We start from the raw sequence: 25,013 nt of genomic DNA, 5'->3' as shown, positions 1-25,013 counted from the left end.
AAATATTTATTGCGCCATCTTGAGTACATTCATCTGATAATCATCTGAAAAACAATATTAATGCGAAACCGTTTCTTTGCCTCCGGTTACCTTACACAAAAAAATACTGTAATGAAAATACTGAACCTTATTCCTGTTCTGATGATTTTATTTTCCTGCAAAGTGCATGCACAAAGCGGCAACGATTCATCAAACATGAAAAACAATCGCCTTGACCTTTTTATAGATGGTTCGGAATATATAGCCTACATCAAACAGCAACTCACTTTTGTAGATTATGTACGCGACAGACATCTTGCTGATGTTCACTTGCTCATTACTACACAAAACACTGGCAGTGGCGGCACAGAATATTCCCTGGTTTATTGGGGGCAAAAAAAATTTGAGGGAAAAAATGATACGCTGAAATATGTTGCAAACACCAATAATACGGAAGAAGAAACACGCAAAGGACTAGTTCAGATTTTGAAAATGGGATTGATGTCATATGTTGCACAACTTCCGGGAGCTGATGCATTTGAAATCAGTTTTAATTCACCAACTGACAGTTCTCTGCTACTGATGGATACAACGGATAAATGGAACAGTTGGATTTTTACTGTGTATGCCAATTCCTATTTTAACGGCGAACAATCCTATCAAAACTTCTACTTAAACGGCGGATTAACTGCCAATAAGACAACCGAAGACTGGAAGATCAACTTTACAGTAAACGGATCTTACAATTATACAAAATATGCTTATGACGACTTTGTGTATAGTAGCGAAACACAGTCCAGAAGTGCTGATCTGCTGATCGTAAAAAGCCTGACAGACCATTGGTCAGCCGGCGGAGCGGCATCAGTTTATTCTTCTACCTACAGTAATTATGACTTAAAAGCAAGCATATCACCTGCCATTGAGTGGAACCTTTATCCTTATAGCAAATCCACATCGCACTTATTTACTATGCTGTACACACTCACGCCCTCCTATTCTAACTATACTGATAGTACATTATACAACAAAACAGAAGAATTGCTCCTTTCCCAATCATTTACCGCTTCACTGGATTTGATTGAAAAATGGGGATCCATCAATATGTCTGTTTATGGTTCCAACTATTTTCACGACTTCAGCAAGAATTCTCTTTACGTATCAAGCTCCCTTAACTTACGTATTGTAAAAGGGCTGGAACTCAGCCTGTATGGCAATCTTGGACTGGTTCATGATCAATTAAACCTGTCAAAAGAAGGTGCCACTCCGGAAGAAGTGCTGACGCGACAACATGAATTATCCACTAACTTTAGCTACTATGGATCAATCGGAATCAGTTATAATTTCGGCTCCACTTACAACAATGTGGTGAATGCGCGGTTTAATTTTCTTAATTGAGTCCTGAACTTTTGGCTGAAGAGTAACACCAGAGGAAATTTATTTACTACTTTTTCTTCCTGTTCTATTGTTTGTGTGCAAGAAGAAGATGGCAGCGTCTTTCTTTCCGTGCATTTCTGTGATTCAGTGGAAAATCTTGCCTGAATTTATTGCATGGCCAGCTCGAAAAACACGGAAACTTGTCCAACTCTTTTTTGATCCTCCTTGGGCTAATCTTAATTCTTTTTCTATCTTTGCCGTCCTCTAAAAAAACCGATGGAATCCCAAGTACGAATTTTCTCCGGAACGAACACCAAATACCTGGCTTCCGCTATTGCCGAATCCTATGGCGTGGATCTTGGAAAGGTAGAAGTACGTCGCTTCAGCGATGGTGAAATCTGTCCGGTAATCCTTGAATCCATCCGCGGCGATTATGTTTTTCTGATACAATCAACCATCGCACCTACCGATAACCTTTTTGAACTGTTGCTATTGATTGATTCCGCCCGTAGAGCTTCTGCAGAATACATTACTGCCGTGATTCCTTACTTTGGATTTGCGCGCCAGGACAGAAAAGACAAACCGCGTGTTCCGATTGCAGCTAAATTGATCGCCAATCTCCTGACAGCCGCCGGTGCCAACCGTATCATGACGATGGATCTGCATGCACCGCAGATTCAGGGATTTTTTGATATTCCGGTAGATCACCTTGAAAGTTCTACCATCTTTATTCCTTATATCAAATCGCTCGATTTGCACGATGTCACCTTTGCAGCACCTGATGTTGGTGGTGTGAACAGGGCACGTTCTTACGCAATTCACTTTAATAAAGAAATGGTGATTTGCGATAAGTACCGAAAACGTCCAAATGAAATTTCTGCCATGACCGTTATCGGTGATGTAACCGGCCGGAATGTGATTATCTGCGACGACATCATTGATACTGGTAACACACTTGCCAATGCTGCTGATCTTATGTTGGAAAAAGGCGCAAAAAGTGTCCGCGCCCTAATCACGCATCCTGTTCTTTCCGGGAAAGCTTATGAGAATATTGAAAAATCATCGCTCACAGAAGTAGTAGTGTGTGATACCATTCCATTGAAACAAACATCCCCAAAAATAAAAGTGTTGAGTGTGGCCGAGCTGTTTGCAACATCCATCCGCAACATGTATGAGCATAAGTCCATTACCTCCTTGTTCCTTAACAATTAAATTTCATTTCAATCATGCAATCCATTTCCATTGAAGGCCAAATCAGAAAGTCAGTAGGCAAAAGAGAAACCCGCGAATTGAGAAAGAATGCACAGATTCCCTGCAGTCTATATGGCGGACAAGAAACCCTTAATTTTTACGCGCCTGCTACTTCCTTCAAAAATTTAGTATATACTCCTGAATTTCTGACTGCAAAAATTTTGCTGGATGGCAAAGAGCATGTTGCCATTATGCAGGACCTGCAGTTTGATCCGGTAACCGATCAGCTCAACCACATTGATTTTCTCGAGCTAAAAGATGATACGAAAGTGACTGTTGATTTGCCCATCAGACTGGAAGGTGTTCCGGCTGGCGTTAGAGCGGGTGGCAAGATTAACCAACGCATGAAGAAACTCAAAGTGCGACTTTTTCCAAAGGATCTGATTTCACACATCACCATTAAAATTGACCATATTGAATTAGGTAAATCAGTGAAGGTTAGTGACCTCAAAGCAGAAGGAATCGAATTCCTTAATCCGGCCAACTTTCCGATACTTTCTGTATTGATTCCTCGTGTGGTGAAAGAAGAAACACCTGTTGCCGCTGCTGCTACACCTGCTGCCGGTGCTACGCCTGCTGCCGGTGCAACACCTGCCGCGGGTGCTGCTCCTGCTGCTGATAAAGGCGCTGCCAAGAAAGACGATAAGAAGAAGAAATAATTAACATTATTTCTTTCCTATCTGGAATATCTAAATCTGACACGCCCAACAGTACCGTTAGAAAAACAGAAAAAAACAGACGTGAAGTTTCTTATAGCAGGGCTCGGAAATATAGGTGATGAGTATATGGAAACACGTCATAACATAGGATTTAAGATTGTGGAAGCACTGGCCGAAGAAGCCGGTGCTTCTTTTATTTCAGAACGGTTTGCCGCCCATGCCTCTTACCGGTTTAAGGGAAAATCGATACACCTGATCAAACCTTCCACCTACATGAACCTTAGTGGAAAAGCTGTAAAGTACTGGATGGATAAACTGGAAATTGAAAAACAGCAGCTAATCGTAATTGTGGATGACCTGGCCATTCCCTTTGGTGAACTACGCATCCGTAGTAAAGGAAGTGACGGTGGACACAATGGATTGACATCCGTGCAGGAATTATTGCAAAGCATTGAATATCCAAGAATGCGTTTTGGTATTGAGGGAAATTTTCCAAAAGGAAAACAAGTCAACTACGTGCTTGGAAAATGGACACCGGAAGAACAAAAATTATTGCCCGAAAAAATCCGGATCGCAACAGATGCCGTAAAGAGTTTTGCAACGATTGGATTGGAGCGAACGATGAATTTCTATAATAAAGCTGGAAAGCAAGGAGATAAGAGTGGTTAAATTGTTGCATTGTTTAATTGCTGCTGATGTCGACCAACAATTAAGCAATTTAACCATGCAGCCATAAAAACATAAAAGAATCAAAACTAACAATCAACAACAACCAATAAAATGAAGATAGCAATCACAGGCCCCTACTCCGCGCCTACCGGGAAAGAGCGCCAACAAAATTTAGATAAGATGAATGAAGCTGCCGCAGCTATTTACGAAATGGGACACATTCCGATTATAGGTGTGAACGCAGCGCTACCTGTACTGGAGAAATCAGAAGTGGATGATGAGTACAAACTGATCATGGATATTTCGATCGCAATCGCTGAAGATTGTGATGCATTGTTGCTGATTGCAGCATCTCCTGATGCAGCCCGCGAACTTGAATTATTGCAGTCAAAAGGCAAACCTGTTTACAAATCACTCAGTGAAATTCCAGCGTTTTCATAAATCATGTTTTGCAGAAATTTGAATTACGCTGACAGTTCAGAATCAATAGCTCATCGGCACATCATTCATCAACTTTATTTTCATAGCCCTTATTTCCTGCAAACATGAAAATCATCTGCATCGCACGTAACTATGCTGAACATGCAAAGGAATTGAAAAATGAAATTCCCGATGCGCCGGTAATTTTTATAAAACCTGACACTGCTTTCAAGCGCAAGAAACTCCCTTTCTTTTTGCCTGATTTTTCAAAGGACATGCACTATGAAACCGAAATCGTGTTGCGCATTTGCAAAAACGGCAAAAACATTTCTGAAAAATTCGCGGACCGCTATTTTGATGCTGTAACAGCAGGCATCGATTTTACGGCACGTGACCTTCAAACTGAACTCAAGAAAAAAGGCTGGCCGTGGGAAATTGCAAAAGGGTTTGATGGTTCGGCTTGTGTGGGGGATTTTTTCCCGAAATCACATTTTGAGAATTTGAAGGATCTAAATTTTTGCATGTATAAAAATAAAGAGCTTACACAAAAAGGAAATACAAAAGACATGATTTTTCCTTTTGAAAAAATCATCAGTTACGCTTCCCGGTTTTTCACCTTGCTCAAAGGAGATTTAATTTTCACGGGTACTCCTGTTGGAGTTGGGGCAGTAACTTTCAATGATCACATTGAATGTTTTGTGGAAGATGAAAGTGTGCTGGAGTTTGATGTGAAGTGACTTTTTCTCTCAACATTATGATCTGTGGTGCATCAACTTCTTGTATCAGCGAAATGGTTACATGGTTACATGGCTGCATGGTCAAATTGCTAAATGGTTGCGGCGAAGCCGGAGTATAATCGGCTTAGCCGCAACCATTTAACCGTTTAGCCATGTAACAATTGTCCAATCGTTGCACTGAGATTGGCAACACGAATAAATGAATACAAGCAGCTAAGGCTTCAGATGCAGCCCCTGATAAAATTCACTCTTCGGCATTTCCACAATATCTCCGGGAACCATCTTATCAATATTGATACGCTCAATTCCGTAACGGATCAGCCGCAACGTGGGATGCCCCACTTTAGCAGTCATCTTTCTTATCTGCCTGTTTTTGCCTTCTGCAATGGTAAGTTCAAGCCATGATGTTTCAGGATGCTTGAGGTGATTTACCGGTGGAATTCGCTCCGGAATTCTAGGTGCCGACATGCCTCTTACACCGGCAGGCTGCGTTTGATGTAAGGTGCCTTTCAGATTAATCGTAACTCCTTTCCGTAATTGATTGAGCGCAGCATCCCCCGGAAGTCCTTCCACCTGCACCCAATACATCCGGCCATGTTTTCTTTCCGGACTCAGCAATCGTGCGTTAATTGATTTATCATTGGTCAACAACAACAGGCCTTCTGTATCATGATCAAGTCTTCCAACAGGATAAACATCTTTTTGAAAATCAAACAAAGAAGCAAGTGTATCATGTTCGCCTTCCTTCGTAAACTGGGAAAGCATTCCAAACGGCTTAAAAATCTTGTAGTAGAGAAATTGCATGATGCCGATAAAGGTAGAGAATTGGGAATTAGGAATGGAGCATTAGGAATTAGGAATTGGATGTGCCGATGATTTGATGTGCCGATGTGCTGATGCCGAAGTAATGGCAAATGACACAATGATCCTACCAACTAACGACTTTTTCACTTCTCTCTACTCACTACTCCAAGCTAACTACCGATAGTTTCTTGCGCAATCCACTTACCTTCTTATTTTTGCGCCCTACAAAATAAAAACCCTTGGATCTTACTCTATATCTGCGTGCTTTTGAAAAGATGTGTTATGTGAAGCATATGGCAAAGACATACGATGAAAATCGGCAGATCTGCAAATATGTGCATTCAACTTCACGCGGACATGAAGCCATTCAGTTAGCAGTGGGTCTTCAGCTACAACCACATGATTACCTCGCTGTTTACTACCGTGACGAAAGTATTTTGCTTGGACTTGGCTTCGAACCTTATGAATTAATGTTGCAATTGATCGCAAAACGCGATGATCCGTTCTCGGGAGGTCGTGAATATTATTCTCACCCCTCTTACAAAGGTACCGACAAAGCAACCATCCTGCATCATTCCAGTGCAACGGGGATGCAGGCCATTCCTACCACAGGGCTTGCGCAAGGTGTTCAATACCTTGAGAAAAAAAATATGCTCGATTCACCTGAACCACCGGTGGTGATTTGTTCGATGGGTGATGGAAGTGTTACGGAAGGTGAAGTAGCAGAAGCATGGCAGTTTGCCGTTTTAAAACAATTGCCGATCATTTACCTGGTGCAGGACAATGACTGGAGCATCTCCGCTTCTTCCGATGAAATGCGCACGATGGATGCCTATGAATATGCGGCAGGTTTCAAGGGCATGAAAAGAGTGAGAGTGAATGGAAGTGAATTTCATGAAGCATATGAATGTGTTCGCGAAGCGATTCAATTTGTAAGGGAAGAACGTAAGCCGATTCTTATTCACGCAAAAGTTCCATTGCTCAACCATCATACTTCGGGTGTGCGCAAAGAAATGTACCGTGGAGCAGAAAACATCGAGCTGCATACAGCAGATGATCCATTTCCCAAGCTCAGAAATTATTTATTGGAGAATGGAATTGTAGAAGAGATTCTGGATGAGATAGAAAAACGTGCAGAAGAAAAAATTGCGCGCGACTTTCAACGTGCAGTGGATGCACCGGAACCGGATCCTGCAACCGTGATGGAACATGAATATGCGCCAACACCTGTTACAGAAGAGAAAGGAAACCGTGCTCCTTTTGGTGGACAAAAAGTAGTGATGGTAGATGCAGCATTACATGCTGTTGATGAAATTCTCCGCAAACATCCCGAAGCCATATTTTTTGGTCAGGATGTTGGAAAAAGATTGGGTGGTGTTTTTCGTGAAGCCGCTACACTTGCAGATAAATATGGCGATGACCGTGTTTTCAATACGGCGATTCAGGAAGCTTACATCGTTGGATCTACGGCAGGTCTCAGCGCAGCAGGTGTTCGGCCGATTGTAGAAATTCAGTTTTGTGATTACCAGTTTCCTGCCATCAATCAACTGATCACAGAGATCTCCAAATCATGTTACCTCACGATGGGAAAATTTCCTGTGAGTACTGTTATCAGAATTCCTATTGGAGCTTACGGTGGCGGTGGCCCTTATCACAGCGGCTCTCATGAATCAGTCGTGCTGGCACAACGCGGAATCAAAATAGTATATCCATCTAATGCAGCAGATCTTAAAGGACTATTGAAAGCTGCCTACTATGATCCGAATCCTGTGATTGTATATGAACACAAAGGTTTGTACTGGAGTAAAAATCCGGGTACGGAAGAAGCAAAGTCTATAGAACCTGACGAAGATTATATAATTCCATTGGGCAAAGCGAATGTAGTGCAGGAAGCATCACAGGAACAAATGGACAATGGAAATTCACTTTGCGTGATCACGTATGGCATGGGAGTTTATTGGGCGAAAAATGCATCGAAGCAGTTTCCGGGATCAGTAGAAATTGTAGATCTGAGAACATTGAATCCCTGCGACAATGAAATGGTATACGAATCAGTGAAGCGTCATGGCAAATGCATTGTATTAACAGAGGAACAATCTGAAAATACATTTGGCCAGGCCTTATCAGGAAGAATTTCATATAACTGCTTCCGCTATCTGGATGCTCCTGTAAAACAAATCGGTGCTAAACCATTGCCTGCAGTAGCCATGAACATGGGCGTTGAAAAAGCAATGTTGCCGGGTGTAGAAAACGTAGCTGCTGAAATTGGAATTTTGCTTGAAAGCTAAATAGCATACTGATAAGTAAGTGATGTCATTACGGCCATTTAAATAACTGTCGTTTATTCATTAGCACTAAAAAGGAAGGTCGTTGTAGATACTACAGCGACCTTCCTTTTTAGAATCTCATTCACTACTATTCCTTCACCCATTTGGCGAAAGCAATATTTCCGGATGCATCCGCAGCATTTACCAAATACATTCCGTTTACAAATTTTTCGACATCAATTTGCAGCGCCGCTTTCGCATTTTCACTGGAAGAAAAAACGAGCTTGCCAGTGAGATCGAAAATCCTGAGCTTAATTTTTCCTTGAAGACCAACGAGGTTAATGTTTAATTTATCTCTTGCAGGATTTGGATATGCGGTGAGTGTTGAATGGGATACTGGTTCACCTATTCCGGTTGCAATGTTTCCAAATTTAACCGTGAGCATATTCGCACTTGTCGTGCTGGTAAATGTCTGACCGGTGGCAATAAGGTCATTATTCATATCAAGGGTAAGCGCGTTGAATTTATCATCAAGATTTATTCCTCCGTCATACGAAATATTCCAAAGCACGTTTCCATTCATATCATAGCTAACGATGCATCCGTTTTTAGTTCCGTCACTTAAACTTTCATATCCACAGATGTAGATATTACCCGCGTCATCTGTAACCATTTGAGTTGGCAGTGCTCCTAACCCATCCGTCCCGTAAAATTTATTCGTCCAAACTATAGTGCCATTGTCTATTACCATCGTAACAATTGCATTGACAGTAACACTGTTGTTAATCTCCTTGCATTTTCCGGTTACCACCACAAAATCATTTGACAACCATGCTACAGAAACTGCCGTATCGTTTCCATTTGCAGTTCCGTTGTAAATAACATCCCAAAGGGTGGTACCATATTGATTTTGTTTCATAGCAACCATGTCATTGTCAGGGCCGCCATCCACAGTACCACACACATACTGATTGCTTGCATCATCCACTTTTATGAAAGTTCCATAATCAACTCCATTTCCTTCGCCACTGTATTTCGATTCCCAGTTGTGATTCCAATTGCTGAGATAATTGATCGTAAAAATATCATACGTGGCAGAGCCAAAAAAATCAAAGGAGCTGGTAAGTGCGAAAAAATTTCCACCCGCTGTTACTGCAACTCCTGCGGGATAATCATCTCCGCTGGCGCTACTGAAATTCTCTTCATAAATTTTCACGCCGGCGGTATCACATTTCATTGTGTACATATCCCATAAATTCCCGGAAAGTGAAGTCACCTGCCCACAAGCATATAAGTAGCCCGAAGAATCAACGGCAATGTCTACTCCAAAATCAGCATCGGAACCAAACCAGTAAGGCTCATAATTATGCGACCATGACTTGCCATTTTGATTGTATTTAACAATGGCAATATCGCCTGCATGAAGCGCGACAGTACCCAATGCATACACATTTTGCCATTTGTCTAATACAATCTTTTTACCACGGTTGGTTACACCGGAAGCGGTTCCATTGTAATAATCAGCCCATTGCTGCACGCCGTCAGCATCATATTTCACGGTAGTGAAGTTTCCATTGCTGACAGTCTGATAACTGGTGCCTGTTACGAAAATATTTCCCACAGCATCCGAAACCACAGAATTGGCAACATCTTTTCCGGTTAAATTCCCGTCTAAAAATGTTTCCCAGAGTTTTTGTGGTGCCTGCGCAACAACAATAGTTGTAATAAAAAAAAGTGCGGCTGTTAATTTTGTTTTCATGAATAGCTTATTGAATCACCAGTTTGATCCTGTTAGATGAAGAAGAAGTTAAAACCTTACAGAAATAAATTCCTTGAGATAAACCCCTGGAATCAATTTCCATTTTCTGATTTCCTTTTGAAAGATGACCAGTAAAAACCAATTTTACTTTTTTTCCGGTTGCATCATAAATGCTGACGGATGTCTGACCGGCTTTCTCTACATAAAAAGTTATTGTTGACGAAAATATAAATGGGTTGGGAAAAACCGATAATGAATTCATTGCCTGAACCGGATGCTCAACGGTGGTTGCAATACAAGACTGTAAACTTTTGTCGATACATTCATAACCGGTTACACCATTGGGGTTGAATATCGCTGCGCCTTTACCTTCAGACATTACCCAGACATTACCAAGCGTATCAAGCGCCATTCGTTTCACCAGTTTTTCCTGAAGACCGGAATTATCTGTAGTGTATTGAGTCCAGGTTGTTCCATCAAAAGAACAAATGCCCGATGGATATGGCGGAAATACCGCTTCACCGCAAGAGACCCAAAGCAGTCCGTTGTCATCCGTCAATAATGTATACACATAATCGCCAATCATTCCACTGTTAGAAGTGTTAAACAGCGTCCAAGTAACTCCATCAAATTTGAACAATCCATTTTCAGTTGCAACCCAAACATTACCCAACATATCAAATGCGACGTCGGCAATATCGCCTTGCGGCAAAGGTGTATTCAGATAAGAATAAAATGTCCAATTGGCTTGGTCATATTTTGCCAGTCCGGAGCGGCCACATATCCATACGTTATTAAAATTATCTACGCGAATGGAATTTATTCCTGAACCTGAGCCGCAACTGATTTGACCAAGGCTGAATAAATTATATGTTGTCCATGCATTTGTCGCATGACTGTACTTTGCAACGGAACAGAATCCATCATAACCAACCCAAACATTTCCGGATTGATCTGCTGCTATGCCTTTCAAAAATTGAAGAGAAACTCCGCTGTTGTTGTTGTCCCAAATATGCCATGCAGCAGGATTGTTTACATCGCCACCTGTCACCTGTGCAACACCACCGGCAAGTCCGTAATACGACATCCAAATATCACCATAGCTGTCTTCTGTAGTTCCAGCTCCGATACCAGTGTAGGTGAATGGAATATTCCAAAGTCCTTCATTGTACGGACCATAGTCCTGCCATTCAGGGCAATCAAACATATTGATACCACCATTACCACCACTTGCAAACCATGCGCGGTTCTTGCTATCAACAAAAACATCATTGTTAAACATGGATGTAAGACCAGTATTCATGCTCGTATAAGTTACCCAACTGATGCCGTCATACTTTTCGACAAATCCATTTCCACACACCCAAAAATTGCCGGCATTATCAATGCGCACATCTTTAACATGACTTGGTGAAACATGTGATATCCAATTCGCGCCGTCATAAATCCATGCACCTGATTCTCCACCAAGCGACCCAATAATAACCGTGTCGCCTCTTGCATCAATTTCAGTTAAATTGATATTAGGAAAAGGACTATTGCCGGTGTTGATATGCGTCCAATTTGATCCATCATAAATATCAACAGAAATAGTAGTGGCTGCATAAATTTTATTGGTACTCTCATCTACTTCCACATCACTTATCCCGTTAAAACTGATTCCGGAATTTGCAGTGGTAAACGTTATCCAGTTTAATCCGTCAAATTTTATCAACCCAAGATTACTTCCAATCCAGATGTTGTTTTGCGCATCCACATCAATGTCTGTGCACTCCGTTGAAGGAATACCTGAATTTGATGGCGTATAAATGGTCCACGTTGTTCCATCATATTTTGCTACACCTCCTTGCGACCCACCGAAATCTGAGAATGTTGCCCATACATTGTTATTGTGATCAATGGCAATTGCATTCATATAATCCGTTGCCAATGGTGAATTAGTGTGATCCCATTTTGTCCACGTTGCTCCGTTATAATATGCAACTCCGCCATGCTCATTAAAATTTGTATTTGCATTGCAGGCAACCCAAACACCATTATTGTTGTCGAATGCAATTCCATATACTTGTGCATTGGGTATATAACCTTCGAAATTACTCCAGTCAGTGAAAACGGAATTATTATAACGCACCACACTTCCTTCACTGAAAAAAGGATCATAACCTCCTGTCCATAAATTTCCGCATTGATCAAACTCAAGATTCCGGAAATAAGAGCCACCCAAACCTGTATTGGTGGAACGAATGTATTTCCAGTTTGGATCAATGATTTGACCTTGCACAGGCACCGAAACTATTTTTATAATCAATAAAATCAGTAACAATTTTTTCATGCTTATAATTTTTGAAAAGTAAGATGTTCTGTACCACCATTGCCATTACTCACATCTTCCAATTCAACAAGTGATGCGCTTTGATTAAGAATGTGCCAGTCATTACTGAGTTCATCAAAAGGACTGACGGTAAACGCGAGCAAGAGTTTCTCCTGGCTATCATCTGTTGTGGTTGACCAGGTTCCGCTCACGGTGTTACCAGTTTTTGAAGCAGTCACTGTTCCATTCGAAGCAAATTGAAACTGATAGTCGGTGTAATGATTGGTTTCATCATTGCCATTGCTTTCATACAAAGTAATTTTCCATACACCATCCTGTATGTTGTTTTTGATGGGTGCAGTGTTGTCGTCCTTCTTGCAGGATGTAGTTGCAATTACAATCAGAAGAAATGAAATGCCAATGATTTTTTTCATTTTATTTAATTTTTAACGAGTTTAATAGTTTGAATTTTTTCACCTGCTTTTATTATACAGATATATATTCCGCTTTCCAGTTCAGATAAATCTGCAACTGCTTTATTGTTTCCAGCAGGAAGATTTTGCGTTACTATTTTCTTCACCTCTCTGCCCGTTATATCAGCAATGCTGATGGAAACATTTCCTGTCTTTGCTAAATTGAATTCAAAAGTAGTAGTAGAAAGAAATGGATTCGGATAACACTTTGCTATCGTACTCAATTCATTTCCTACAGAAACTCCACCGGTTGCAATACCTGTTTCCAATGAAGTATCAATGCATTCCCAACCTTGTACACCATTTGAATTAAAGATGATAACACCTTCAGATGCGCTGTTGATCCAGAGATTCCCAAGTTTATCTAATGCAACTTGCCCTAATTGATAATGAGGAAGCGGTGAACTTCCATAGGCATAAGATTGCCAGTTGTTCATTCCGTCAAAAGTATTGATGCCACCGTAATAGGGGAAGGTGGTAACATTGCTCGTTGAAAGGTAAAGCAGATTGTCTGCATCAATCGTAAGCGAATTAATATGATTGGCAATTAACGGTGAGTTGGATTCATTGTAAATGGTCCATGTTGCACCCGTGAGTTTTATCAAGCCATCATCACTTGCCACCCATGCATTGTTTTGTGAATCGAATGCCACATCGTAATACTCTCCCTGAAAGGGCAACCCGCCGTTTGACTGCGATTTAATGGTCCATGTACCGGCATCATAAATTGCAATTCCAGCTTGCGTACAAAACCAGACTTCATTGTTATTTGGATTCGGCTTAATAGAATACATATAGTTATTACTTCCGCAAGGCAATCCCATATCATACAAATTATATTGAATCCACTCACCGGTAAGATGATCATAACGAATTGCCAAACCACAACCACCTTCCGCCCATACATCGCCTGAATTGTCGGCAGCAATCAACTTACAGGTAGCATTAGGCACAGCACCTGCCTGCCAGGTAACCCATGCCGGATAATTGTGCACATCGCCTTCCGGAATTTTTACAATTCCGCCTGCATAATAACTCATCCAGACATTTCCAAAAGTATCTTCTGTTGCTGAAGTTCCTGATGTAGCCATTGTAATGGGTGCCGGCCACAAACCTGAGTTCCATGCGCCATAATCTTCCCAAACAGGACAATCAAACATGGAGATGCCACCATTATCAGAAACACCAAACCATTTGCGGTCTTTCGAATCCACAAAAACACTGTTCATGAAATAGGAAGTCAGCCCGGTGTTGTATCTCGTATAGGTAGTCCATGAATTGCCGTCATATTTTTCAATAAAACCAATTCCGCAGATCCAGAAATTTCCCTGAAGATCAATTCGCGAATCGTAGGTGTGATCCATTTCAGGATGTGTGATCCAGTTAGCGCCGTCAAAAATATAAGTGAGATAACTTCCACCTATCGTCGTTACAATCATGCTATCATTTCTTGCATCAACCGACCAAATTCCTGAACTGGATAGTGGTGAATTGCTGCTGTTGAAATGCGTCCAATCCGTACCATCATAAATATCTACAGCAGCACCTGTAGCTGTGTAAATTTTACCCGTGCTTGCATCATATTCCACATCAGTAACATTGTTATTACTGATTCCGGAATTTGAAGTGGTGAATAATATCCAGTTTAAGCCGTCAAATTTTATGAGACCTAAGTTGCATCCGATGTAAATGTTGTTTTGTGCATCTACATCTATCTTGTCAACATCATAAGAAGGCAGATTTGAATTTGCAGGCGTATAAATTGTCCATGTTGAACCGTCGAATTTAGAAACACCACCTTGCCCATTCGTCACATCATGAAATGTTGCCCATACATTATTGTTGTTGTCAACGCAAATTCCCCGCATATCGTCAGCAGGTAACGGAGAATTTGATGTGGTATAAGTTGCCCAGGTTGTGCCATCATAATGGGAAATGCCACCATGATCAATTCCATAACCGACGCCATTAGTGGCCACCCACAAACCATCGTAATTATCGAATGCAACATCATACACACGATCTGCGGGAAGGTATCCCTCAATATTGCTCCAGTTAGTCCAAACGGTATCATTAAACCGCGCAACGCTTCCTTCACTCCAGAAAGGCATATAACCGCCCGTCCATTTATTTCCGAAGCGATCTACTTCAATGGTCTGCACAAAATCGCCGCCCATGCCGGTATTTGCACTACGGAGGAATTTCCAGTCTACATTTTGCGCAAATGAGCAGGTGCTTATCAAAATCAAAAAAATCAAATTGATTGTTATAGGTATCCTCATTGCCAGCGAATTTTAAATAATTAATTGTAAGACTATATAACCGAACAGTCTCCTGAAATTAAATGTCACTGAACAGGGAAAAAGGGGCGATGTAACAGATGAATGTTTCAACTGTCCATCACCTTTAATCGTTCAAATGAAATCTTTCTAAAGAACCTCCGTCAATGACTTTTAAAAGCACCAAAAAAGATTCCGCCTTTCCTGCCTGTATTTCAGATACCGCGCATGCGTGAAGCAAGTAAATACCTGAAGTAAATGACTAAACCAATAAATACGGATGCTCCCTTTACAGTCACCTGATCAATTGTATCTTATCTATAATCACGCCGTAATCCAAATCAAGTCGAACAATATATAACCCCGCCGAAATCTGATCCGGTAGTGTTATTCTCCTGTTTAACATACCAGGATCCATTGCCCCAAAATCACAGGTGAACACGATTCTTCCATTGAGATCATAAACGGTGAGCATTACATTTGAAGTCCCGGACAAATGGTAGCTTACATTGAATGAATTTCCTGACACAGGATTAGGAAATAAAAGCAGGTTTTGTTTTTCATTACTTACTGTAAATTCTTTTGCAGCACCAGGAGAGTTGGCATAGCGAGCGGTAAGAAAGGAACCTTTGCCGCCGTTAACATTCCAGTATCCGGCAATCACAATCTTGCCATCCGATTGAAGTGCAACATCATTGGCTGTATGATAATCGATGGAAGACAGAGAAGTATCAATTCCGCCGTCACCAAAAGCGTTGTCTAATACCCCCAGTGAATTTATCTTCGACAATGCAATTGAATATTTGGTCCCTGATGATGTAGTGTTGTAGGCAACTCCTGCAATCACAATGTCATCGTCAGCTTCGGTTGCCATTGCTTCGCAAAATGTTGTGCCACCATAGAAGCTAATAAATTTCCAACCATCGGTACCAAACTGCGTATCAATAGATCCATCAGGTGTCAGGCACAAAGCGGCGAACTGCGTAATTCCGTAGTAATTTGAAATGCCTCCCAATACTATACGGCCATCGGAAAGCTGTACAGTTGCGTACACCACATCGGTTGTACCTTTATCTGCCCTCACAATTCCTCCTGCACCAAATGTATTGTCGAGTGTTCCATTTGCATTTAACCTGATGGCAGCATAATCATATCGGTAAAAAGCTGTCATCACCAGCGTATCAATATATCCGCCTGCAACAATTTTTCCATCCGGTTGAATGAGCAACTGGTGGCATTCAGAATGTTTTTTAGTCAGATACAAAGTGTACATACCGCCTGTTCCAAATGTATTATCCAGTGTACCATTGCTCTTCAATCTTACCACCAACATATTTCCATAACCACCTGAACCACCCTGGTATCCACCTAAAACAATTTTTCCATCTGACTGAACAGCTACATCATAACAGATCATTCCGCTATTAGGAATATTGATTGCTACAGAACCATTTATACCAAATGTGGTGTCGGGCGTTCCATTTTTTTTCAGCCGGTACACGATGTAATTATTAACATTTGTTGGACCAACACCACTTCCCGCTACTACTATTTTTCCATTGGATGTTAATGCCATATCGCAAAAAAATCCTCCGGTAATAGTGGTAATACCTGCTGTTCCAAATGTATTATCATAAGCTCCGTTTGGTTTGAGTCTTGTGATGGCGATATTTGAATAACCAATTGAATTAAAACTATTACCACCTGTCAGGATACGGCCATTCTCTTGTACCAACACTGTGCGCGCAATATCATCTCTCGCTGGTGCTACCTTTGTAAGTTTATATCCTGTTCCTGAAAACGTAGGGTCTAATGTAGGCTGAGCCGTTGTTGTAACTGCCAATGAAAACAGCAATGCTGTTGCAATTACCAATGTTGTAATCTTTTTCATGTTACAGAGTTTAGATGTGTTAATGTGAGAAAATACTTATGGACTTTCCACAGGTTAAAATCCAGCGTTTGGAATCATATTCAATGATTCAGCGATCACTCACAGAACAATGTTTCCATGAGAACACTAACTTATAATCCTGAGAAATCACAACACAAAATTGGCGTAAGAAATAGAAACAAAAAATGATAATGGTCATCAAATTAAATCCCTGGTTTCAGCGTCGTGATATATATGTACAACTGTGGCAGGTTGTAAATACAATGAATAGCAGATATTTTAACATATATTCTTGTTTAACTATACAATTCAATTAAAAGTAAGCCTACCGTTGTACAACTACCCTGTCTGAAAAAACATGATCCCCTGTAATCACTCTTACTGTATATATTCCTGCGCTGAATGGCTCGTGTTCTCCCATTACTGTATTCAGTTTTTCTCCGCTATGCACAACTTCTGCAACATAAACTATTTGATTGAACACATTAATTATCTCCACAGTAGCAGTAGCAGCCTGAATGTCGATCAAATCCAAACTTATGGTGAATCGACCATTGGAAGGATTCGGAAAACAAACTATGGAAGCAATACCGGCATTGGCATGAACACCACTTTCCTTGCATGACTTCACCACTTTTACAGCTAAAGATGTTTTGCTGCATCCTGCACTATTGGTCACCATTACTTTATAATTTCCTTTTGTTGTAGCTGTATAGTTTTGATCAGTAGCTCCTGTCAGTACAGCATTTCCCTTCTGCCATTGATACGTGAACGCTATTCCTGCATTTGCCTGCAAATCAACATATCCTGCAAAGCAGATATCAAGATTTCCAAGAGGTGTGATGGAGGCGGTTGGTGCTGCGATGATCGAAACTTTAACTTTAGCAGATGAAGATGAACAACTGTAGCTGTTCGTTTCACTCACATAATAGTTTCCTTTCTTAGTAACAGTATAGGTTGCATTGGTTGCTCCCGAAATGCTGATGCCATTTTTAAACCACTGAAAAGTGATGCCCTCAAAAATACTTGCTGAAAGAGTAACTGACGACCCTTCACACAATTCAATATTTCCTGAAGGATTCACATTTGCGACAATTGAATTTTCATCCGCTGCACCATTACAATTATCATCAATTCCGTTACAAAAGTCGGTTGCTCCCGGATGAATCAAATTATTATTGTCATTACAATCGGTGCTGTCAACCACGTATCCGGGCGGTGGAATGGTGGCAGCAATAAATTCAAGTGCATTCCCATACCCATCATTATCGATATCACGAAAAAATAACTGAGCAGCGTTACTCCACACAAGAGTAATGATACTACTGTCTTTGAAAATTTTTATTCCAGGAATCACGATCAAACCGCCATCGTAAACCTGACTACCGGATTGGATAACAGTATTCTTATGTGTCACGGTCCAATTGAACGTTGATCCCGGAGCAATCTCAAATTGCTGCAACCTGCGCGGCGCGATATCCACTGTACAGGAATCCGGATACTTAACCGGCAAGCCGGTGTTTGTCAGTAAATCGCGAACAAATATCTTCACTTGCCATAAATACAGACTATCAACAATAGTGCTTTCATCCCAATTCAGAGAACCGTTAACTGTTCCATAGTCCGCACCGGTAACATCATTCCCAATTCCATAATCCTCATCGTTGGAACAATTCGCAAAAGCCGGAAAGGAACGGTTGCTTGCATAGCGAAACAAATCATATGATTCATCATTCCAGGTGGAATTGTTACCACCGTGATTTCTCCCATCCCAGAAGAAGTACCCGCCGGTATGATTTGCCTTCACGGAATCATAAAAGACAGGCTTCTCTGTCCATCCCACCATTTCATCATGCTTGCCATTCAATGCAAAAATCATCGGGAAATTTTTTTGTTGGTAAGTATGAATCATCCAGCCCCCATTCACAGCATCATAAAAACGAATGCCTGCATTTGAAAAAAGATTGGTACTGACTTTTCCAAATTTAATGTCACCATCCATTCTTGCCTGATTACCAGTGTTAAGTGCACAAATAGGATTGTAATCATTTTGAAAACTGTAATTGAAACAGGGAACTGTTAAAAGCAAAGCAGCAATTCTCTCCGGATGCGCAATTGCATACATAAATGCGCTTCCGGCACCCATGGACGTTCCCTTTAGGTATACTCTGTTGCTGTCAACAGGCAAATGATTAATCACCCAATCTATTGCCTGGAATATAATTGCCTGTTGAAAATCATAATTGATGCCGCTTGTTGGAACCTCATTGTCGGTGTTGTCCTTATAAAAATCATAATTTTCATTGCTTCCATATCCCAAATCGCTTGCATCATTCGGCAACAATTCTTCCATGCCTAAAACAATCATATTGCCTGGCGGTTTTTGCATGCCCCAAAAGAAATCATCACCGCCGCCATGAAAGAGCACCTTAAGACCAGGAACACCCTCGCCTGAAAAATGTGGATTGAGCGCGAAATCCATCGCAATAAATCCTGCTCTGTTTTGCAAGGGCTCACCAATCGCCTTTTTCGTTGAATAAAAAATTGTATAAATATCTATAGATTCATTTCCCGCCTGATCATGTATCTGAAATACAGGGAGTGTGATGGCAACAGTTTCTGCAATAGCTTGTGTAATAGAATTGCTTCCCGCAACAACCGATAGATTTTCAACACCATTTAAGATGGAAGTAACAGCATAAAAATAATTTCCATCTTCGAGCGTAGTTGCCACAAACAATCCTACGCCAGGTTTCAGCGGAATGTCATTAGAGTCAAGATGATAATAAGAAACAATTCCATTGTGCGCGGATAGGTTGTTATCCTGCGCGGAATTTTTATCTGTCCATCCCAGGTATTCGCAGCCAGCAAGTTGAGTACTACCCGTAATCGACACCTTTGAACGGTACACTTTGTAATAGGCTTCACCCGGTATATTCTTCCAGGTAAGAAATACCTGGCCATTGCTATAGGTTCCCTGCAACTTTGTTATAATGCCGCCTGAACTCACACTGCTAAGTGTTAGAAGAATCAAAAAAGTGATCAATCTGTACATTGAAAATAATTTTAAAAAGTGTTGATGATGCAAATTCATCCTGCTGTATTTAACCTGATTTACTATTTGGCCTATCCCATATCACCGCGATGGATTTCGGCCGCATCTCACCATTCAGCACATTGAAACAGTTACGCAATTTTGTACATGCGCTTTACTTTACAAAAGAAATCAGGGAGCATTTCTCTTCAAATATCCTCATTTAATGAGTGCGATGTTGCCAGTTTTAGGAAACGTTTCAGTCAAACAATTCTTCCGAAATAAGGAATGAATTTTTTCCTGCCACAAACCGGTAAAACAGTCTATCGCACTACTACAACCCTTCCTGAAAATACATGATTTCCTGCAATTACTTTCACTAAATAAATACCTGCACTGAAATGATGGTCCGTTCCGATTACACAATTTAATGTTCCATCAGACATTGCAACCTCTTCGACAAAAACTTTTTCATTCAATGTATTACTGATTTCGATGGTTGCCGTTGCCTGTTTTACATCAATTAGTTTCAAATCAATCGTAAATTGCCCGTTGGATGGATTTGGATAACAAGTGAATGTCGTATGCAGGTTTTCATTTTCCCCATCACCTTGCTTGCATGCTTTCACCACTTTTACAGCTAATGAAGTTTTGCTGCATCCCACTGGGTTCGTCACTTTCACCTTATAATTTCCTTTGGCAGTAGCAGTAAATATTTGATTGGTTGCGCCAACCAGGATACTGCTTCCTTTAATCCATTGATAGGTGAATCCTGTTCCGGAAGTTGCCTGTAAATCAACGAAACCGGCGATGCAGATGTTAAGATTACCCAAAGGTGTTATGACCGCTGCCGGCAAAGCGCTAACGGAAACATTAACCGTACCGGAAACAGAAGAACAACTATAACTGTTTGTTTCACTTACATAATAATTACCCTTCTTACTTACAATAAAACTTGAATTGGTAGCTCCTGAAATTGCGACACTATTCTTATACCATTGGTAAATAATACCACTACCAATATTTGCATCCAATGAAATGGTTGATCCATTGCACAGTGTAACATTACCTGATGGATTTACAATAGCAGTAATTGCATTTTCATCAGCCACGCCATCACAGTTATCGTCAATTCCATTGCACACATCATCTGCATAAGGGTGAATAGCTGCATTTTCATCATTGCAATCCATGTTATTTGCAACAAATCCTGCCGGCTTAGCGCAGGATAATTGGGTAACAGCAGTATTTCCATAATTATCGGCATCCAAATCCTGATACCATGATGTTGGGTCGCAGGAAGAACAGATGGTAGTAACCGATGTTCCGGATAAAACTGATGTAGCAACAGTGTTAACCGATTGAATGGAAGTGGAATGCGCAACAGGAACTCCAACCAAAATAGAAGGAGTTGATGAAGTCGAAATGACACTTGTATTGCAACCACTGTTTCCGTTTGCATCTGTTTTAACGAGGTATAAATTTCCGCTGGCTCCATACACTTCATTCTTCGCTCCTGCCAGTATCAGTCCGCCATCAGTCGCTTCCTGAATAGCGAAAAAACCTGTCCAGCCGCTATTGCCCATTGTTTTGCTCCAGAGTACACTTCCTGCGGAATTCAGCTTCACCATATAACCGGCGTGAGTAGTTCCAAAACTTGATGTTGTTCCACAGAAAACAAAACCTCCATCGCTTGTTGAAGTTACTGCATATGCATCATCTTCCGCATTTCCTCCAATATTCCTGGTCCACTCAAGATTTCCGGCTGCATCCGTCTTCACTACATTCACTTCGAAAATGAAGGCACTGAAAGTAATTCCTGCAATAATAAATCCACCATCGTTAGCCAGGCGCACCGAATAATTCTGATCGTGCCCGACATCACCATATGATTTATACCATTGTAAAGTACCAGTGCTGTCTGTCTTGATCAGGCACATGTCATCGTTGATACCGAGATTTAAATTTTCCCAGCCACCAATCACAAAGCCATGATCAGCAGTTTGTAAAAGAGTGTAAGCAAAATTCTTTCTGGTACTGTTACCAAAAGTTTTCGACCACAATACATTTCCTGTGGCATCCACTTTTACAAGATGTGCGTATCCATTAAGTCCGGATTGTTTTTCAGTTCCGGAAAAAACATAACCACCATCAACCGTTTGCACAATTCCATAAGCTTCATCATTGCTGGAGGTTCCATATGTTTTGCTCCAGGTTACATTTCCCGTTGCATCTGTTTTTACCAGATAAGCATCTGACGCACCAGCTCCGAAACTCACGGTTGAACCTGCAATGATATAACCACCATCCGCAGTTTCCTTTACAGAGTTTCCATGGTCAACACTTGAACCACCAATAAAACGTGTCCACAAAGTATCGCCCAACGAATTTGTTTTAAGAAGGAAAATATCACCGTTATTACCGGAAAATTTTCCCGTACCTACTATAATATAACCACCATCGCTGGTGAGTTGCACATCATTCGCAAAATTATCTCCTGTTGTTCCGTATGTCTTTTCGAAAGTATTTTGTGCTGATACTCCATTTAAGAAAATAAGCATTAAAAGGAAAAACATGTTTGATATTGTTTTCATGTGGCTTAAGTTTTATTGTTTTGAATCATTTATTATCCAGATGTCATTAGGTAAATGATCCTTAACTCCTATGACAAATCAATGCTGCGCACGTCCGCCTGCTCATTTATGCTCTTCACACAATGAAGCGTTGCATTAAAGAACAAAATTGCATAGGCAAAGTGTAGTAAAAAATGATAATGGTCATCTTCAAGGTTGAAAGAAGTCATCGCATCGGATACCTGTTCCAATTTTTTTACGTGAATGCACCCATTCGCTCATTTTAAACCGGCGATAAATCACAAAGGATTACTAGTTTTTAAAGCAGCGGATTGTTGCCGGATTATGTTCTCCATTTAATACTGTGAACATCATGTTGTTTCAACTATTGCGGAAAAAAACCAATTTCCCCGAAATCATTTTCTTTTTAAATACACTTAAGTGCACACAGGAATTAAATCATGAAAAATTTATTAATCTGCGAGACTGTTTAAAAATCATTTTATCAATGGAGAGTGGTTAATGAAGTTGGCTGTGAATACACAAACAATGGAGAAGCCGCCGCCGCTTGAATCTTCACAAACGGCTTTTATAATTCCGGAAACTATTTTTAAACAGCTTCGTAGCGTACAGACAGGTATCAGTGAAATTACATTTGGAAGTATTATCATTGCAGATTATTTATACCCATAAAATCCACTTACCATGAAAAAACTGTTTTCTTCAGTATTGATGATTTGCCTGTTCAGCGTTTTAAGCCATGCCCAAGACATCAGGCTAAATCTTTACAGCGCTTATGTATTTCCTGATAGATTCGACTCCTATTATGATGCCTATAATTATTATAACGGACAGATTCAGGACGGCTTTCAATGGGGCGGTGGACTGGAATACCTGGTAAACCCAGCCTATGGTGTTGAGTTACTTTATTATCGTGAAGACACGCATGCACCTAACACGGAATATTATTACAATAACAACATACAACGCAGCGACCTTGATATGGCAATCAACTACGTGTTACTTGGCGGTGTTCGACATGTACAAAAACCCGGAGGAAAAGTAGATGGATTCGGCGGTTTGATGGCAGGAATGGTTATTGCCAATATTACTAATCCAGATACTAATAATTCCTCGACGCCTACAAAATTCGCCTGGGGCATTCGCGGTGGTGCCAATATTTGGGCGTCTGAAAAAGTTGCCATTAAACTTCAAATACAATTACTATCGGCCGTACAGGCAATGGGCGGTGGATTGTACTTTGGTACGGGAGGCGTTAGTGCCGGTGCAAGCACTTATTCAACTATCTATCAGTTTGGATTAGGCGGCGGACTGGCGTTTGCAATTGGGAAATAAGGGGAGTAATTATTCGAGTTCTCTTTTAACACAGTCTTATTGAAGCACCCATCCTAATGGTCCCTGAGGATTAATAAGTGATTTCACCTGATCCCATTTAAGGAAAATAGTAACCGGGCCAAAAATATTGGGAGCAATTTCAGATGGATTATAGGTGAAACCAATTCCACTGTGGCTGATAAAGAACTCATCTTTTAGTTCGAGTCTTTTAACAAAAAAACCGCTTTCAGTTAAGAAACCATTCTCATCTATTTTTCTATTCGCTCTTAATTGCTTTTCTGCAATAGCAGTAAGTTCCTTATTCGCTGATTTGTTAAAGAGCTCCTCCAGGCTTATCAATTCACCTGTTTGCAGGTTAAACACCTGATAGTGGAGCGTGTTGTTTCCCTGCACTCCGCCTTCATAAGAAAGTCCTGATATTTTAACACAAAGCAGAGCATGCTCATTGTTGGTTACTTCATAGGTCCGCTCATAATTCCATTGATAAATGTAAGGTGACTTATCAATGTACATCTTGTTTTCTGCTGCAATGGAATCAGGAAATGTTTCCTGATAAGATTCAATATATGAATCAAATTCATCGGCCATCGATCCTTCAGCAAGAGATTTCAGTTTCAGTGGATTCTCATCACCTTCCAGATCGATATCCAGCAAAGCCTCATTGATTGTTTTGACAGCAGGATGCTGAAGCATCTCGGGAAGATAGCAGTAAGTATATGCCGCCGTACAACCGACAGGATCTCCGCCTGTGGTTTCCTGCCAAATATAAGTCAGTGTTTCTTTTATTGAATTTACTTTTACGCTTCCTTCAGTAATTAACATATCCAATTTGAATGGAAGTTTTTTTGATTTCGAAACATCACTCCAGGTTCCTTCCACCGTGGAAAAATCCGCCGCTACTTTTCCTGAGAAAAAACCGGTAACAGTTGTATCATCAAGCTCTTTTAAAGTGAGTTGTAAATTCTTCATCGAGCCATGGATTAAGAACTCTGTGCTGCTCCCATTATAATAATAATGACCCTTGACCATGGTGTCTGCAAAAAAAAGATCTACCGTTATGGCATTTTTTTTACCGATGGTTCCCTCATATCGCATATAATAACCATCCACATTCTGAGCCTGTAACAGGCTACATTTGCAGATGAAAAACAAAATAAACAACTGCTTCATTTAGTAA

Annotated in this window: 18 protein-coding genes; 8 read left to right on the top strand and 10 right to left on the bottom strand. The window is 40.7% G+C overall.

Translation table 11 applies throughout. The features are described from left to right. The first annotated feature begins 60 nt into the window (after positions 1-60). The 6 genes from IPO83_02185 to IPO83_02160 all read left to right on the top strand — a co-directional run bounded on the left by IPO83_02185 (position 61) and on the right by IPO83_02160 (position 5,089). Positions 61-1,374 carry a hypothetical protein gene (locus tag IPO83_02185; GenBank protein ID MBK9730091.1) on the top strand — a complete coding sequence of 438 codons (1,314 nt, stop codon included), beginning with the start codon at positions 61-63 and terminating at the stop codon, positions 1,372-1,374. A 255-nt stretch (positions 1,375-1,629) separates the two neighbouring features. Beyond that, the gene (locus tag IPO83_02180; protein MBK9730090.1) at positions 1,630-2,565 is read left to right on the top strand and encodes a ribose-phosphate pyrophosphokinase; all 936 of its coding nucleotides are present in this window, start codon (positions 1,630-1,632) and stop codon (positions 2,563-2,565) included. Between the two features lie 14 nt (positions 2,566-2,579). After that, positions 2,580-3,263 carry a 50S ribosomal protein L25 gene (locus tag IPO83_02175; protein ID MBK9730089.1) on the top strand — a complete coding sequence of 228 codons (684 nt, stop codon included), beginning with the start codon at positions 2,580-2,582 and terminating at the stop codon, positions 3,261-3,263. A gap of 81 nt (positions 3,264-3,344) precedes the next feature. Next, positions 3,345-3,932, top strand: a complete 588-nt coding sequence (locus tag IPO83_02170; GenBank protein ID MBK9730088.1) for an aminoacyl-tRNA hydrolase — start codon at positions 3,345-3,347, stop codon at positions 3,930-3,932. A 111-nt stretch (positions 3,933-4,043) separates the two neighbouring features. Further along, positions 4,044-4,373 carry a hypothetical protein gene (locus tag IPO83_02165; protein ID MBK9730087.1) on the top strand — a complete coding sequence of 110 codons (330 nt, stop codon included), beginning with the start codon at positions 4,044-4,046 and terminating at the stop codon, positions 4,371-4,373. Between the two features lie 104 nt (positions 4,374-4,477). After that, the gene (locus IPO83_02160) at positions 4,478-5,089 is read left to right on the top strand and encodes a fumarylacetoacetate hydrolase family protein (GenBank protein MBK9730086.1); all 612 of its coding nucleotides are present in this window, start codon (positions 4,478-4,480) and stop codon (positions 5,087-5,089) included. 213 nt (positions 5,090-5,302) lie between these two features. Here the strand turns inward: IPO83_02160 and IPO83_02155 are convergent, their stop codons facing one another. Further along, complete coding sequence (locus IPO83_02155; protein MBK9730085.1) at positions 5,303-5,893, bottom strand: pseudouridine synthase; 591 nt, start codon at positions 5,891-5,893, stop codon at positions 5,303-5,305. Positions 5,894-6,168: 275 nt separating this feature from the next. Between IPO83_02155 and IPO83_02150 the strand changes: the two genes are divergently transcribed. Then, complete coding sequence (locus tag IPO83_02150) at positions 6,169-8,181, top strand: tungsten formylmethanofuran dehydrogenase (protein MBK9730084.1); 2,013 nt, start codon at positions 6,169-6,171, stop codon at positions 8,179-8,181. A gap of 127 nt (positions 8,182-8,308) precedes the next feature. On the opposite strand, the gene IPO83_02145 is transcribed toward IPO83_02150, so the two are convergent. The 8 genes from IPO83_02145 to IPO83_02110 all read right to left on the bottom strand — a co-directional run bounded on the left by IPO83_02145 (position 8,309) and on the right by IPO83_02110 (position 22,731). Beyond that, positions 8,309-9,919 (bottom strand): T9SS type A sorting domain-containing protein, encoded by a 1,611-nt coding sequence (locus IPO83_02145; GenBank protein ID MBK9730083.1) that lies wholly within the window; start codon positions 9,917-9,919, stop codon positions 8,309-8,311. 7 nt (positions 9,920-9,926) lie between these two features. Next, positions 9,927-12,251 (bottom strand): T9SS type A sorting domain-containing protein, encoded by a 2,325-nt coding sequence (locus IPO83_02140; GenBank protein ID MBK9730082.1) that lies wholly within the window; start codon positions 12,249-12,251, stop codon positions 9,927-9,929. 2 nt (positions 12,252-12,253) lie between these two features. Then, the gene (locus IPO83_02135) at positions 12,254-12,664 is read right to left on the bottom strand and encodes a hypothetical protein (protein MBK9730081.1); all 411 of its coding nucleotides are present in this window, start codon (positions 12,662-12,664) and stop codon (positions 12,254-12,256) included. A 5-nt stretch (positions 12,665-12,669) separates the two neighbouring features. After that, positions 12,670-14,952 (bottom strand): T9SS type A sorting domain-containing protein, encoded by a 2,283-nt coding sequence (locus IPO83_02130; protein MBK9730080.1) that lies wholly within the window; start codon positions 14,950-14,952, stop codon positions 12,670-12,672. A gap of 325 nt (positions 14,953-15,277) precedes the next feature. Beyond that, entirely contained in the window at positions 15,278-16,873 is a 1,596-nt protein-coding gene (locus IPO83_02125; GenBank protein MBK9730079.1) for a T9SS type A sorting domain-containing protein, read from the bottom strand. Positions 16,874-17,198: 325 nt separating this feature from the next. Next, positions 17,199-19,928, bottom strand: a complete 2,730-nt coding sequence (locus IPO83_02120) for a T9SS type A sorting domain-containing protein (protein ID MBK9730078.1) — start codon at positions 19,926-19,928, stop codon at positions 17,199-17,201. A 302-nt stretch (positions 19,929-20,230) separates the two neighbouring features. Beyond that, complete coding sequence (locus IPO83_02115; GenBank protein ID MBK9730077.1) at positions 20,231-22,501, bottom strand: T9SS type A sorting domain-containing protein; 2,271 nt, start codon at positions 22,499-22,501, stop codon at positions 20,231-20,233. A 68-nt stretch (positions 22,502-22,569) separates the two neighbouring features. Continuing rightward, entirely contained in the window at positions 22,570-22,731 is a 162-nt protein-coding gene (locus IPO83_02110) for a hypothetical protein (GenBank protein MBK9730076.1), read from the bottom strand. Positions 22,732-23,185: 454 nt separating this feature from the next. On the opposite strand from IPO83_02110, the gene IPO83_02105 reads away from it, so the two are divergent. Beyond that, positions 23,186-23,836 carry a hypothetical protein gene (locus IPO83_02105; GenBank protein MBK9730075.1) on the top strand — a complete coding sequence of 217 codons (651 nt, stop codon included), beginning with the start codon at positions 23,186-23,188 and terminating at the stop codon, positions 23,834-23,836. A gap of 36 nt (positions 23,837-23,872) precedes the next feature. Here IPO83_02105 and IPO83_02100 read toward each other — a convergent pair whose 3' ends face one another. Beyond that, complete coding sequence (locus tag IPO83_02100) at positions 23,873-25,006, bottom strand: DUF3298 domain-containing protein (protein ID MBK9730074.1); 1,134 nt, start codon at positions 25,004-25,006, stop codon at positions 23,873-23,875. Between the last annotated feature and the right edge of the window lie 7 nt (positions 25,007-25,013).

The sequence above is a fragment of the Chitinophagaceae bacterium genome (assembly GCA_016717285.1).
Classification (GTDB): domain Bacteria; phylum Bacteroidota; class Bacteroidia; order Chitinophagales; family UBA10324; genus JACCZZ01.
The sequence above is the reverse complement of the archived record's forward strand: the minus strand, read 5'-3'. Positions and strand labels throughout refer to the sequence as shown.